At 71.3% G+C, this 13,244-nt stretch carries 11 protein-coding genes and 1 pseudogene; 8 read left to right on the forward strand and 4 right to left on the reverse strand.

All coding sequences use genetic code 11. The features are described from left to right. Positions 1-40: 40 nt before the first annotated feature. Complete coding sequence (locus tag ACIRDU_RS06715; protein WP_403575495.1) at positions 41-1,714, reverse strand: PucR family transcriptional regulator; 1,674 nt, start codon at positions 1,712-1,714, stop codon at positions 41-43. A gap of 378 nt (positions 1,715-2,092) precedes the next feature. On the opposite strand from ACIRDU_RS06715, the gene ACIRDU_RS06720 reads away from it, so the two are divergent. The 5 genes from ACIRDU_RS06720 (at position 2,093) to ACIRDU_RS06740 (ending at position 8,722) form a co-directional block, all read left to right on the forward strand. Next, a complete protein-coding gene (locus ACIRDU_RS06720) occupies positions 2,093-2,983 on the forward strand; it encodes an FAD binding domain-containing protein (protein WP_403575497.1) in 891 nt (296 codons plus the stop codon). Next, positions 2,983-3,564 (forward strand): (2Fe-2S)-binding protein, encoded by a 582-nt coding sequence (locus tag ACIRDU_RS06725; protein WP_403575499.1) that lies wholly within the window; start codon positions 2,983-2,985, stop codon positions 3,562-3,564. Before ACIRDU_RS06720 ends, ACIRDU_RS06725 begins: the two co-directional genes overlap by 1 nt. Before the next feature lie 2 nt (positions 3,565-3,566). Then, positions 3,567-5,966, forward strand: a complete 2,400-nt coding sequence (locus tag ACIRDU_RS06730; protein WP_403575501.1) for a xanthine dehydrogenase family protein molybdopterin-binding subunit — start codon at positions 3,567-3,569, stop codon at positions 5,964-5,966. A 109-nt stretch (positions 5,967-6,075) separates the two neighbouring features. Then, positions 6,076-7,533: an NCS2 family permease gene (locus ACIRDU_RS06735; protein ID WP_403575503.1), complete on the forward strand. Its 1,458-nt coding sequence runs from the start codon at positions 6,076-6,078 to the stop codon at positions 7,531-7,533. Between the two features lie 37 nt (positions 7,534-7,570). Continuing rightward, positions 7,571-8,722 carry an XdhC family protein gene (locus ACIRDU_RS06740; protein WP_403575505.1) on the forward strand — a complete coding sequence of 384 codons (1,152 nt, stop codon included), beginning with the start codon at positions 7,571-7,573 and terminating at the stop codon, positions 8,720-8,722. A gap of 36 nt (positions 8,723-8,758) precedes the next feature. On the opposite strand, the gene ACIRDU_RS06745 is transcribed toward ACIRDU_RS06740, so the two are convergent. Further along, complete coding sequence (locus tag ACIRDU_RS06745; RefSeq protein WP_403575507.1) at positions 8,759-9,199, reverse strand: SRPBCC family protein; 441 nt, start codon at positions 9,197-9,199, stop codon at positions 8,759-8,761. A gap of 28 nt (positions 9,200-9,227) precedes the next feature. Further along, positions 9,228-10,016: a polysaccharide deacetylase family protein gene (locus tag ACIRDU_RS06750; protein WP_403575509.1), complete on the reverse strand. Its 789-nt coding sequence runs from the start codon at positions 10,014-10,016 to the stop codon at positions 9,228-9,230. Between the two features lie 144 nt (positions 10,017-10,160). Here ACIRDU_RS06750 and ACIRDU_RS06755 point away from each other — a divergent pair, with 144 nt between their 5' ends. Together ACIRDU_RS06755 and ACIRDU_RS06760 are read left to right on the forward strand one after the other, a co-directional pair. Then, positions 10,161-10,673 carry a hypothetical protein gene (locus tag ACIRDU_RS06755; RefSeq protein ID WP_403575511.1) on the forward strand — a complete coding sequence of 171 codons (513 nt, stop codon included), beginning with the start codon at positions 10,161-10,163 and terminating at the stop codon, positions 10,671-10,673. Further along, entirely contained in the window at positions 10,670-11,269 is a 600-nt protein-coding gene (locus ACIRDU_RS06760; protein WP_403575513.1) for an HAD-IIIA family hydrolase, read from the forward strand. The genes ACIRDU_RS06755 and ACIRDU_RS06760 overlap by 4 nt, the downstream gene beginning before the upstream one ends. Positions 11,270-11,652: 383 nt before the next feature. Here ACIRDU_RS06760 and ACIRDU_RS06765 read toward each other — a convergent pair whose 3' ends face one another. Further along, the gene (locus ACIRDU_RS06765) at positions 11,653-12,057 is read right to left on the reverse strand and encodes a type II toxin-antitoxin system PemK/MazF family toxin (RefSeq protein ID WP_403575515.1); all 405 of its coding nucleotides are present in this window, start codon (positions 12,055-12,057) and stop codon (positions 11,653-11,655) included. Between the two features lie 248 nt (positions 12,058-12,305). Here ACIRDU_RS06765 and ACIRDU_RS06770 point away from each other — a divergent pair. Beyond that, a pseudogene (locus ACIRDU_RS06770) lies at positions 12,306-13,024 on the forward strand (transposase); the annotation flags it as partial. Positions 13,025-13,244 lie beyond the last annotated feature (220 nt).

The following is a 13,244-nucleotide window of genomic DNA, read 5'->3' on the forward strand; positions in this document are numbered from 1 at the left end:
TCGGGGGTGTCCCGGGTTTGCCACCGGGACACCCCGCGTATCAGCTCATGCGCAGTGCCAGGAAGAAGTCCAGCTTGTCCTCGAGGCGCGACAGGTCACGACTCGTCAACTGCTCGATCCGGCCGACCCGGTAGCGCAGCGTGTTGACGTGCAGGTGCAGGCGGGAGGCGCAGCGGGTCCAGGAGCCGTCGCAGTCGAGGAAGGCTTCCAGGGTGGGGATCAGCTCGGCGCGGTGGCGGCGGTCGTAGTCGCGCAGGGGGTCCAGCAGGCGGGCCGTGAAGGCCCGGCGGACGTCGTCCGGGACGAACGGCAGCAGCAGGACGTGCGAGGCCAGTTCCTGGTGGCCCGCCGCGCAGACCCGGCCGGGACGGGCCGCGGCGACGCGCCGGGCGTGGCGGGCCTCCTCCAGCGCGCCGCGCAGGCCCTCCGCCGAGTGGACGGCCGCGCTGACGCCGAGGGTGAGCCGGCCGTCGTCGTCGAGTCCCGCCGTGAGGGGGTCCCGTACCGATTCTTGGAGCGCGTCCGCGAGGACGCCCGCCTCCGAGCCGTCGTGCTCCGTCGAGACGGCGGGCAGGGGGACCAGGGCGATGGCCTCGCCGCCCGTGTGGGCCACGGCGATGCGGTCGGAGTGCTCCGGCCCGGCGGCCGCGGGGTCGACGAGGACCTCTTCCAGCAGGGCCTGCGCCACCGGCCCGCCCTCGATCTCCTCGCCGTCCCAGTCGACGCGGGCCACGACCACCTGCCAGTGCGGCGCGGCGCCCAGGCCGGGCAGCAGCACCGGCGCCGCGACGCGCAGACGAGCGGCGATCTCGGCGGGCGCCGCGCCCGTCTGGACCAGTTCCAGGACCTCCTGGGCGAGGCGGCGGCGGACCGTGCGGGCCGCGTCGCGGCGGTCCCGCTCGACCGCGATCAGCTGGGTGACGCCGTAGAGCAGGTCCAGGCGCTCCTCGGGCCAGTCCCCGGCGTCCGCCTCCACGGCCAGCAGCCAGTCCGACAGCACGGTCTCGCGCACGTCCCGGGCCGGCTGCGGGGAGCGGCCCGTGGAGCGGACCGGGAACAGGGAGTACGTCGTGGCGCCCAGGACGGCGCGGTGGGGGCCGCGGCGGCCGGTGCGGGTGGCGGCCAGGTGTTCGCCCGCGAGCCGGGCGCACGTCCCGGTCGGCAGGGCGGGGCCCGCCGCCTTCGAGCCCGCGATCAGGCGGCCGGTGGGGGAGAGGACCCAGGCCCGCAGGTCCAGGTCCGTGCCGAGCAGGTCCAGGACCACGTCGGGGCCGCCGCCCGCGGGGCCGGAGGTCATCATCCGGCGGTGGCGGTCGACGACCGCCGCCAGGTCTCCGGCGCGCTCACCGGAGACCTGCCGCACGACGTGCTCGGTGATCGTCGCGAACGCCACCGACTCGTGCACGGCGAAGAGCGGGAGGCGGTGGCGGGCACAGGCCACCACCAGGTCCTGCGGCACGTCCCCGAGCTCGGCCTCGCCCGCGGCGAGTGCCGTCACGCCCGCCTGCACCAGGATCCGGACAAACGGCTCCGAGTCGTCGGCGTCGCGGCGCCAGGCCAGGCCCGTGAGCACCAGTTCGCCGCCCGCGAGGTAGCGGCTGGGGTCGCGGAGGTCGGTGGTCATCACACCCCGCACGGTGCGGTCCAGCTCGTCCTCGCCGCCGAGCAGCTTGAGGCCCAGCGCGTCGGTGTCCAGCAGTGCGCGCAGCCGCATTCTCGTCGCCGCCGTTCTTTGTCTCGAAATCTATGGTGGATCTTGGAGGGGTATGCGAGGAACGCCTGTTCGGTGGGCTGGTGAGCGATGCTCGCCGGCCCGCGGACCATGTCCCGGTCGTGTCCCAGGTCACGCGGCTGTGTCGCGCGTTTCCACAGGAGAACGAGGAGGTTTCTGAGGGCCTCCGTTCATACGAATCTACAAGATGCCTGTCCTGGCCAGCCAAACCCTTCATGGTTTCCGTGACTGACTCGCTCGGCGTAGCGCGCTGTGTACTGAGTCCACTACGCGTCAACAGCACATGAACGAGCCGGGACCGCCGCACACGGATTGGCTCAATCTGAACGCCCCACGAGAAGACGAAGAAGAGAGCCGGTCATGGACTTCCTTCGCCCCGCCAGCTGGGAGGAGGCGCTCGCCGCGAAAGCCGAGCACCCCACAGCTGTGCCGATTGCGGGTGGCACCGACGTGATGGTCGAGATCAACTTCGACCACCGCCGGCCCGAGTACCTCTTGGACCTGAACCGCATCGGCGACCTCTCCGAGTGGGAGGTCGGCGAGGAGAGCGTGCGGCTGGGTGCCTCCGTGCCGTACACGAAGATCATGGAGAACCTGCGCGCGGAGCTGCCGGGTCTCGCCCTCGCCTCGCACACGGTCGCCTCCCCGCAGATCCGCAACCGCGGCGGCGTCGGCGGCAACCTCGGCACCGCCTCCCCGGCCGGTGACGCCCACCCCGCCCTGCTCGCCGCGGGCGCCGAGGTGGAGGTCGAGTCGGTACGCGGCTCACGCCGCATCCCGATCGACGAGTTCTACACGGGCGTGAAGCGCAACGCGCTGGCGGCCGACGAGCTGATCCGCGCCGTGCACGTGAAAAAGGCGGACGGGCCGCAGCAGTTCTCCAAGGTGGGGACCCGCAACGCGATGGTCATCGCCGTGTGCGCCTTCGGGCTGGCCCTGCACCCGCGGACGCGGACCGTGCGGACCGGCATCGGGTCGGCCGCTCCGACACCCGTCCGGGCCAAGGCCGCCGAGGAGTTCCTGAACGCCGCGCTGGAGGAGGGCGGCTTCTGGGACAACGGGGAGATCATCACCCCGTCGGTCGCCAAGCAGTTCGCGGACCTGTGCTCCGCCGCCTGCAACCCGATCGACGATGTCCGGGGCACCGCGAGCTACCGCCGCCACGCGGTCGGCGTCATGGCCCGCCGCACGCTGACCTGGACCTGGGAGTCCTACCGCGGCGCCCGCCGCACCACCGAGGGAGCTGCCTGATGCGCGTCAACTTCACGGTCAACGGCCGGCCGCAGGAGGCCGACGACGTGTGGGAGGGCGAGTCCCTGCTGTACGTGCTGAGGGAGCGGCTCGGGCTGCCGGGATCGAAGAACGCCTGCGAGCAGGGCGAGTGCGGCTCGTGCACGGTCCGTCTGGACGGTGTGCCGGTGTGCTCGTGCCTGGTCGCCGCCGGACAGGTCGAGGGCCGCGAGGTCGTCACCGTCGAGGGCCTCGCCGACTACGCCAAGCAGCGCGCCGAGGGCGGCTGCGCGTCCGGCACCTGCGGTACGTCCCTTCAGAACGCCCAGCACTGGGAAGCCAAGGGAACCGACTCGCAGACCGGTGAGGGCACCGAGCTCTCTCCGATCCAGCAGGCGTTCATCGACGCCGGCGCCGTCCAGTGCGGCTTCTGCACGCCCGGTCTGCTGGTCGCCGCCGACGAGATGCTGGAGCGCAACCCGACCCCGACCGACGCGGACATCCGCGAGGCACTGTCGGGCAACCTGTGCCGCTGCACCGGCTACGAGAAGATCATGGACGCGGTCCGCCTCGCGGCCGCCCGGCAGTCAGAGGCGGTCTGATCATGGCTTCCCCCAGCGGAACCCCCACGAAGATCACCCAGGGCTCCCGGACCAAGGGCGGCATCGGCGAGTCCACGCTCCGCCCCGACGGCACCCTCAAGGTCACCGGCGAGTTCGCGTACTCGTCCGACATGTGGCACGAGGACATGCTGTGGGGGCAGATCCTCCGCTCGACCGTCGCGCACGCCGAGATCGTGTCCATCGACACGAGCGAGGCGCTGGCCATGCCGGGCGTCTACGCCGTGCTGACGTACGACGACCTGCCCACCGACGTGAAGCACTACGGGCTGGAGATCCAGGACACCCCGGTCCTCGCCCACGGCAAGGTCCGTCACCACGGCGAGCCGGTCGCCCTGGTCGCCGCCGACCACCCGGAGACCGCCCGCCGGGCCGCCGCGAAGATCAAGGTGGACTACCGCGAGCTGCCCGTCATCACCGACGAGGCCTCCGCCACCGCCCCGGACGCGCTCCTCGTCCACGAGAACCGCGACGACCACCACGCCGGCCATGTCCCGCACCCCAACATCGTGCACCGCCAGCCGATCATCCGCGGTGACGTCGCGGCCGCCCGCGAGCGCGCCGACGTCATCGTCGAGGGCGAGTACACCTTCGGCATGCAGGACCAGGCCTTCCTCGGCCCCGAGTCCGGCCTCGCCGTGCCGGAGGAGGACGGCGGCGTCCACCTCTACATCGCCACCCAGTGGCTGCACAGCGACCTGCGCCAGATCGCCCCCGTGCTCGGCCTGCCCGAGGAGAAGGTGCGGATGACGCTCTCCGGCGTCGGCGGCGCGTTCGGCGGCCGCGAGGACCTGTCGATGCAGATCCACGCCTGCCTGCTGGCCCTGCGCACCGGCAAGCCCGTCAAGATCGTCTACAACCGGTTCGAGTCGTTCTTCGGGCACGTCCACCGCCACCCCGCCAAGCTCCACTACGAGCACGGGGCCACCAAGGACGGCAAGCTCACCCACCTGAAGTGCCGGATCGTCCTGGACGGCGGCGCCTACGCCTCCGCCTCCCCGGCCGTCGTCGGCAACGCCTCCTCCCTGTCCGTCGGCCCGTACGTGGTGGATGACGTGGACATCGAGGCCATCGCCCTCTACACCAACAACCCGCCCTGCGGCGCCATGCGCGGCTTCGGCGCGGTCCAGGCCTGCTTCGCCTACGAGGCGCAGATGGACAAGCTCGCCGCGAAACTCGGCATGGACCCGGTGGAATTCCGCCGGCTCAACGCCATGGAGCAGGGCACGCTCCTGCCGACCGGGCAGCCCGTCGACTCCCCGGCCCCCGTCGCCGAACTGCTGCGCCGCGTCAAGGCGATGCCGATGCCGCCGGAGCGCCAGTGGGAGTCCAGCGAGGGCGCCGACGTACGGCAGCTGCCGGGCGGCCTGTCCAACACCACGCACGGCGAGGGCGTCGTCCGCGGGGTCGGCTACGCCGTCGGCATCAAGAACGTGGGCTTCTCCGAAGGGTTCGACGACTACTCGACCGCCAAGGTGCGCATGGAGGTCGTCGCCGGCGAGCCCGTCGCCACCGTGCACACCGCCATGGCGGAGGTCGGCCAGGGCGGCGTCACCGTCCACGCGCAGATCGCCCGCACCGAGCTGGGCGTCACCCAGGTGACCATCCACCCGGCCGACACCCAGGTGGGCAGCGCAGGTTCGACGTCGGCCTCGCGGCAGACGTACGTCACCGGCGGCGCGGTGAAGAACTCCTGCGAGCTGGTCCGCGAGAAGGTCCTGGAGATCGGGCGCCGCAAGTTCGGCTCCTACCACCCCGCCTGGGCGACGGCCGAGCTGCTCCTGGAGGGCGGCAAAGTCGTCACCGACGGCGGCGAGGTCCTCGGCGACCTGGTCGACGTCCTGGAGGGCGAGACCGTGGAGGTCGAGGCGGAATGGCGGCACCGGCCGACCGAGCCCTTCGACCTGCGCACCGGACAGGGCAACGGACACGTGCAGTACTCCTTCGCCGCGCACCGGGCCGTCGTCGAGGTCGACACCGAGCTCGGTCTGGTCAAGGTCGTCGAGCTGGCCTGCGCCCAGGACGTCGGCAAGGCGCTCAACCCGCTGTCGGTGCTCGGCCAGATCCAGGGCGGCACCACCCAGGGCCTGGGCGTGGCGGTGATGGAGGAGATCGTCGTCGACCCGAAGACGGCGAAGGTCAAGAACCCCTCCTTCACCGACTACCTGATCCCGACCATCCTCGACACGCCGACCATCCCGGTCGACGTGCTCGAACTCGCCGACGAGCACGCCCCGTACGGGCTGCGCGGCATCGGCGAGGCACCCACGCTGTCGTCGACCCCGGCCGTCCTCGCGGCGATCCGGAACGCGACCGGTCTCGAGCTGAACCGGACCCCGGTGAGGCCCGAGCACCTGACGGGTACGCAGCTCTCCGAAGGCTGAGCAGTCACGATCCCCTGGGGGCTTCGTCCCCCAGGTCCCTTGTTCGTCTCGGGCCGTCCCCCGGGTCGTGAACATCCCAACCCCCTTTGAAACTTGGGAGACGGCACCCATGACCCAGCAGTCGACCGAGCCGAGGACCACAGCCGAAGACGCGGGTGAAGGCACCCGCGTCCCGGCCGGACGGTCCTGGCTCGACCGGTACTTCCACATATCCCACAGAGGGTCCACGGTCGCCCGTGAAGTGCGCGGCGGCATCACGACCTTCATGGCGATGGCCTACATCCTCCTGCTCAACCCCCTGATCCTGTCCGGCAAGGACGCGGCCGGGGACACGCTCGCCCAGCCGGCCCTGATCACCGCGACCGCGTTCGCGGCGGCCTTCACCACCCTGCTGATGGGCTTCGTCGGCAAGGTGCCCCTGGCCCTCGCCGCCGGCCTGTCCGTCTCCGGAGTCCTCGCCTCCCAGGTCGCACCCGAGATGACCTGGCCGCAGGCGATGGGCATGTGCGTGATGTACGGCGTGGTCATCATGCTGCTGGTCGTCACCGGCCTGCGCGAGATGATCATGAACGCGATCCCGCTCGCGCTCAAACACGGCATCACCATGGGCATCGGCCTGTTCATCGCCCTCATCGGCTTCTACAAGTCCGGCTTCGTGCACCAGGGCAAGGCCACGCCCCTCGCGCTCGGCCCGGCGGGCGAACTGGCCGGCTGGCCCGTGCTGCTCTTCGCCGGAACCCTGCTGCTGATCTTCATGCTCCAGGCCCGGCACATCCCGGGCGCCATCCTCATCGGCATCGTCAGCGGCACGGTCGTCGCGGCGATCCTGAACGCCGCCGGCGTCATCGACCCCAGGCAGTGGGCGGGCGGAGCACCCGAACTGCACGGCGGCGCCGTCTCCATGCCGGACTTCTCGCTCTTCGGGGACGTGCGGTTCGGCGGCTGGGGCGAGGTCGGCGCGATGACGGTCGGCATGATCGTCTTCACCCTGGTGCTCGCCGGGTTCTTCGACGCGATGGCCACCATCATCGGCGTCGGCACCGAGGCCAAGCTCGCCGACGACAAGGGCCGCATGCCGGGCCTGTCCAAGGCGCTGTTCATCGACGGGGCCGGCGGCGCGATCGGAGGCGTGTCCGGTGGCTCCGGCCAGACGGTGTTCATCGAGTCGGCGACGGGTGTCGGCGAAGGCGCCCGCACCGGCCTGGCCTCCGTGGTCACCGGCCTGTTCTTCGCGGCCTGCCTGTTCTTCACCCCGCTCACCGCGATCGTGCCGCAGGAGGTCGCGTCCGCCGCCCTCGTCGTCATCGGCGCGATGATGCTGATGAACGCCCGGCACGTGGACTGGGCCGACCGGGCCACCGCCGTCCCGGTGTTCCTCACGGTCGTGCTGATGCCGTTCACGTACACCATCACCACCGGTGTCGCCGCGGGCGTCATCTCCTACGTCGCCATCAAGACCGCCCAGGGCAAGGTGCGCGAGATCGGCGCCTTCATGTGGATCCTCACGGCGGTGTTCCTCGTCTACTTCGCCCTCAACCCGATCGAGAGCTGGCTGGGCGTCCACTGACGCCCCGCCCGCCGCAACCCCAAGGAGACCGAGACAGATGCTGGACATCGCCGAGGAGCTGAACCGGTGGGTCGAGCAGGGCCGTGACTTCGCGGTGGCCACCGTGGTGGCCGTCGGCGGCAGCGCGCCCCGCATGCCCGGCGCCGCGCTCGCGGTGGACACCGACGGCACGGCGATCGGCTCGGTCTCCGGCGGCTGCGTGGAGGGCGCGGTCTACGACCTGTGCGAGCAGGCGTTGCGGGACGGCGAAACCGTCCTGGAGCGCTTCGGGTACAGCGACGACGACGCCTTCGCCGTGGGCCTGACCTGCGGCGGCGTCATCGACATCCTGGTCACCCCGGTACGGGCCGCCGATCCGGTCCGCCCGGTGGTCGCGTCCGCGCTCACCGCCGCCGCCCGAGGGGAGGCGGCGGCGGTGGCGCGGATCGTGTCGGGTCCGCCCGAACTGACGGGCCGGGCCCTGCTGGTCCGCCCCGACGGGTCGTACGACGGCGGCTTCGGCGCCCATCCGGAACTGGACCGCACGGTCGCCGCCGAGGCCGGCGCCTTCCTCGACGCCGGCCGCACCGGCACCCTGGAGATCGGCGAACAGGGCTCCCGCTGCGGGACACCTCTCACGGTCCTGGTCGAGTCCTCGGTCCCCGCACCCCGCATGATCGTGTTCGGCGCGATCGACTTCGCCTCCGCCCTGGTCCGCATGGGCAAGTTCCTCGGCTACCACGTCACCGTGTGCGACGCGCGCCCCGTCTTCGCGACCCGGACCCGCTTCCCGGACGCCGACGAGATCGTCGTCGACTGGCCCCACCGCTACCTGGAGCGCACGGACGTCGACGCCCGTACGGTCCTGTGCGTGCTGACCCACGACGCCAAGTTCGACGTGCCGCTGCTGAAGCTGGCGCTGCGTCTGCCGGTGGCGTACGTCGGTGCCATGGGCTCCCGGCGCACCCACCTGGACCGCAACACCCGCCTGCGCGAAGTCGGTGTCACGGAGCTGGAGTTGAGCCGGCTGCACTCGCCGATCGGCCTGGACCTCGGGGCCCGTACACCCGAGGAGACGGCCCTGTCGATCGCGTCGGAGATCGTCGCCGGACGGCGTGGCGGCAGCGGCCTCTCCCTGACCGGGGCGCACACGCCGATCCACCATGAGCCGGAGGCGAAGTCGGTGGGGCGGATCGGCTCGGTGGCCTGAGGCCCGGTCGGGAAACGCCCCACCGGCGCCGGCGCGTCAGGGCTGTCTGAGCAGGCGGTTCAGGGCCCGCCCGAACACGTACCGCGAGGAGCGCCGCACCACGCCGTCGAAGACCGACGGCGCGAACCGGACCCTGATCTCCTCCCGCCACACCACGCGGGACCGCCCTCCCGGCCCCGGCCGCACCTCCAGCTCCGCCCACCCGAGGACGACCCGCCCCCGCTTCTCCAGTCGGCACAACCCCGTGGCCCCGTCCCGCGGCGGCTGCCATACCGTCACCTCCATCGGGTCGTCGAAGGCCAGCATCCCGACCCCCGAGCGGGCCACGACGAGCGTGCCCTCGCGTGTCGGACCGGGCGGCACGACCCTGACCACGGTCAGCGGCACCGCGTCACCGTGCCGCTGCCACCGGGTGATCCGCCGCCACGCCTCGTCGAGGGGGAGCGGGACGGTGCGTTCGAGCAGGAAGTTCGCCACCCCCCGATCGTAGGGAACGCATGGGGCGTCACCGGTACACCTCGCCCGGCTCCGCCTTCCCCGGTGCGAGGAGCTGAGGCACCGTCACGAAGACGTACCCGCGTTCCTTCAGCGCGTCGATGATGCCCGGCACGGCCGGCACCGTGCCGTCGTAGAGGTCGTGCAGGAGGATGATCCCGTCCCGGGAGGACTGGTCGAGGACGCGGCGGGTGATCAGGTCGGAGTCGGTCGTACGGTAGTCCTTGGCCGTCACGCTCCACAGGACCTCGGAGAGGCCGAGTTCGCGGCAGATGGCGTGCACGGTGTCGTCGGTGCGGCCCTGCGGCGGTCGCATCAGGGTCGGGCGCCGGCCGGTGAGGCGCTCTATCTCCTCGTTGGGGCGTTCCAGCTCCTCGCGTATCTCCTCGGGTCTCAGCTCGGTCAGGATCTTGTGGTCCCAGGTGTGGCTGGCCACCTCGTGGCCCTCGTCGGCCATGCGCCGCACCAGCTCCGGGTACTTCTCGATGTGCCGCTCGCCAAGGAGGAAGAAGGTCGCCGGGACCTGCTTCTCCTTCAGGATGTCCAGCAGCCGGGCGGAGTGCTCGCTCGGCCCGGCGTCGAAGGTGAGCGCGATGCACTTGACCTCGCGGCAGTCGACGGCGCCGAAGCGGACCGCTTCCATGTCCGAGGCCGGGCGGGCCCGCACGGCGCTGGGAGCCGTGGTGTCGGACCCCGTGCAGCCGCTCAGGGCGAGGGTGAGGGCGGCGGTCGCCGCGAGCGTTCCGGCCGTTCGGAACGCGGTCCCCGTTTTCTTCATCTTCTTGGTCGGAGAAGGCATGCCGGGACTATACATCGCGTGTATACGCGCCATTTATAGTCTCCGAGGCGTGCCCCGACGGGCCTGACCTGGTGTTTGAGGGAGCCGTACCGCGGCACTCGCCAGCACGGTAGTCCGCACGCCGCCGGAGGGAGGGCCGCACGCATGACCTCGTACGCCGTCGTGATCCCCACCCTCGTACCGGACACCCTCGCCGACTGTCTCGCCGCGCTCGCCGCCGCGACAGGGCCGCGCCCCGCGGAGATCGTCCTCGTCGACGACCGCACCGACCCCGAACCCGGCCCGCTGCGGCACCCGTTGAGCGTCCTCGGCGACCTGCGGGAGCGGACCACCGTGCTGGGCGGCGGCGGTCGTGGGCCCGCCGCCGTCCGCACCACCGGGCTGACCCACGCGGTCATCACGACCGCGGGGATCGCCGCCTGCGCCCTCGCCGCCACCGGCCACGGACGGGCCGAGACGGCCTGCGCCCTCGGCTGGGCGGCCGGCACCGCGGAGTTCGCCCGCGCCCGGATCGCCCCCGGCCCGCGGACCCGCCACGAGGTGACGACGACGCTCGCCTCCCGTGCGCTCATCCCGCCCACCGCGACCTGGCACCGGCCGGCAGGTGCCCGGCGCCACCGACACACGCCCGTCTGGCAGGAGGAGGCCACCCCGTGAGCCCGGTCAAGGCCGTGCTGTTCGACCGAGACGGCACACTCGTCGACGACGTCCCGCACAACGCCGACCCCGACCGCGTACGCCCCGTGGACGGCGCCCGCGAGGCGCTCGCCCTGCTGCGCGAGCACGGCATCCGCACCGGCGTCGTCACCGACCAGCCCGGCGTCGCCGGCGGACTGCTCACCGACGCCGACGTCCGCCGCGTCAACCGCCGTGTCGACGAACTCCTCGGCCCCTTCGACGTGTTCGCGGTCTGCTCGCACGGCCCCGACGACGGCTGCGGCTGCCGCAGGCCGAACCCCGGCATGCTGCTCTGGGCGGGCGGGCGGATCTGCACCGGGCCCGCCGAACTCGTCGTCGTCGGCGCGACCGCCGCCGACGCGGAGGCCGCGCGCCGGGCGGGCGCCCACGGCATCCTCATCCCGAACGGGCGCACTCGCCCCGAGGAGACCACGCGGGCCGACCACGTCGCGCCGGACCTGCTCACCGCCGTCCGCGCGGTGCTGGACGGACCGCCGAAAGGCCGCGTCCTCGTCGACGAACGCCCCATCGAGGAGGCGTTCACGGCCGGCCCAGGACCGGACGGGCACCTGTGACGGCCTCGGGCACCTGTGAGCGCCTCGGGCAAGGCGCTCGCCCTCGACCGTTTGGCATCCGGTGACTTCTGAGCCGACGACCTTGAACTGCGCACCGAGCTCGTATCCGACGGCCTCTACCGGCTCGCCGCCCACCGCAAGGGCCCTTCCCACACGGCGGCGTCGGCGGCTACGGCTGCCGCAGGGCGCGCAACGAACCGCCCTGCGCGCAATGCACGCCCCTACACGGCGAGGTCACCTTGGCGCCGATGGACGGCTGGCCGCTAGTACTCCAGCCGTAGATCGTGATCTCGATGGTGAGGGGCGCCGAGGAGACAGGTGGCCAGCGTCGATCGTCCGGACGAGATCGGCCACGCCATCGGGGGCGTCCGTTCCTTCTCGGCCTAGGCGAGTCCGCCGAGACGGAGGGCGTCCCTCATCTCGCTGAGCTTCGCGGTCGTCGCCGGGGTCCACTCCTTCTCCTGTTCACCGAGTCGGAGGGCATCCTCGATCTCGCTGAGCTTCGCTGAGGACAGGGCGCCCGCCCGCTCGATCAGGTCGTCTCGGGACACGGTGGTCAGCCACGTGCAAGGGGTAAAGCCTGGACGCGGGAACGCGAACCGCAGCACGCCTTCGAAGGGCAGTCCCTCCATGGCGCCTACTACCACTTCGACGCCCAGACCGCTGATGTCGACGCCCGCCGGAGCGACGACCTGCATCACCCGGATCCCGGACGCGTCGTCTCCCGACAGCAGTACGACCAACCGCCGCTCGTCGAACTCGACCCACCAGACTTCGCCACGTTGCACATGTCCTCCTGACACGGGACGGCAGGCGGACGCTGCGCGACCCTGACGCGCTGTGGAGACGGTGCGGCCACCGTTGATCATCGGTGTGTGAAGACTGAAGATCATGCGGTGGCCGCAGGTCACAGCGTAGACCCTGCCCGCTGGCAGGAGGCGTTCGAGGGCCTGATGAGCCGGATAGCGGGGCGGTTTGCGCGGGTCGAACCCCGGCGTCGAGCGAGGCAGTTGGTGCTCGGGCTGCTGTCGGACCTGCCGACGCCGGCCATCAGGCCGCATGGGTCGCGGGCGTCGAGGTCTACGGCGGCAACCCCAAGCTGCGAGACGCGCTGGAGAAACGCGGCACCCGCTACATCCTCGCGGTGGCCTGCTCGCACGAAGTCACCACCGTCGCGGGGAAGTTCCGTGCGGACACGCTGGCCAGGAAGGTGCCCAAACGGGCCTGGCAGAAGCTCTCCGCCGGGGCCGGAACCAAGGGCCATCGCTTCTACGACTGGGCCGTCATCGACCTCGCCGACCCAAGGCCCGGCAGTCGCCAACTGCTGATCCGCCGCAACCGCAGCACCGGCGAACTCGCCTACTACCGCTGCTACTCGCCCACACCGGTGCCGCCGACCACGCTGGTGCCAGTCGCTGGATCAAGATGGCGAGTAGAGGAGTTCTTCCAATCCGGAAAGGGCCTGGCCGCCCTGGACGAGCATCAGGTCCGCCGCTACGCGTCCTGTCCCGCTGGGCCACCCTGGGCATGCTCGCGCACGCCTTCCTCGCCATCGTCCGAGCAGACGAGCACGCCCGCCGTTCTGCACGAGACGCCCTCATACCGCTCACCTGCAACGAGATCCAACGCCTTTCATCGACCTGGTCGTCCAACCGGTCCGCCTGGCGACGCCGCCACCAAGCCCGATCCGAGGCCAGCCACTCACCACCGATCAGGAGCAGGACGTCCGTCCTCCGGCCTTTCCGGCCCACATGATTCCTCGGCGTACGGCGCTCGGACGTCGAGGTCAGCCCAAAATGCGCCGTCCGGATCAGCGGGCCCAGCTGTAACCGAGATGTCCTAATGGCCGCAAAAGGGAACTCGCCAGTCGATACTGCAACCCAATGGGTCGATTCGGGCTCGAATGCTGCAAATTTACATAATAGACAATATGTCATTTCGAAAAATGTGGCTGGAATGAAGTTGATCTTCACCT

This window comes from Streptomyces sp. NPDC093598, from assembly GCF_044764825.1.
GTDB lineage: Bacteria > Actinomycetota > Actinomycetes > Streptomycetales > Streptomycetaceae > Streptomyces.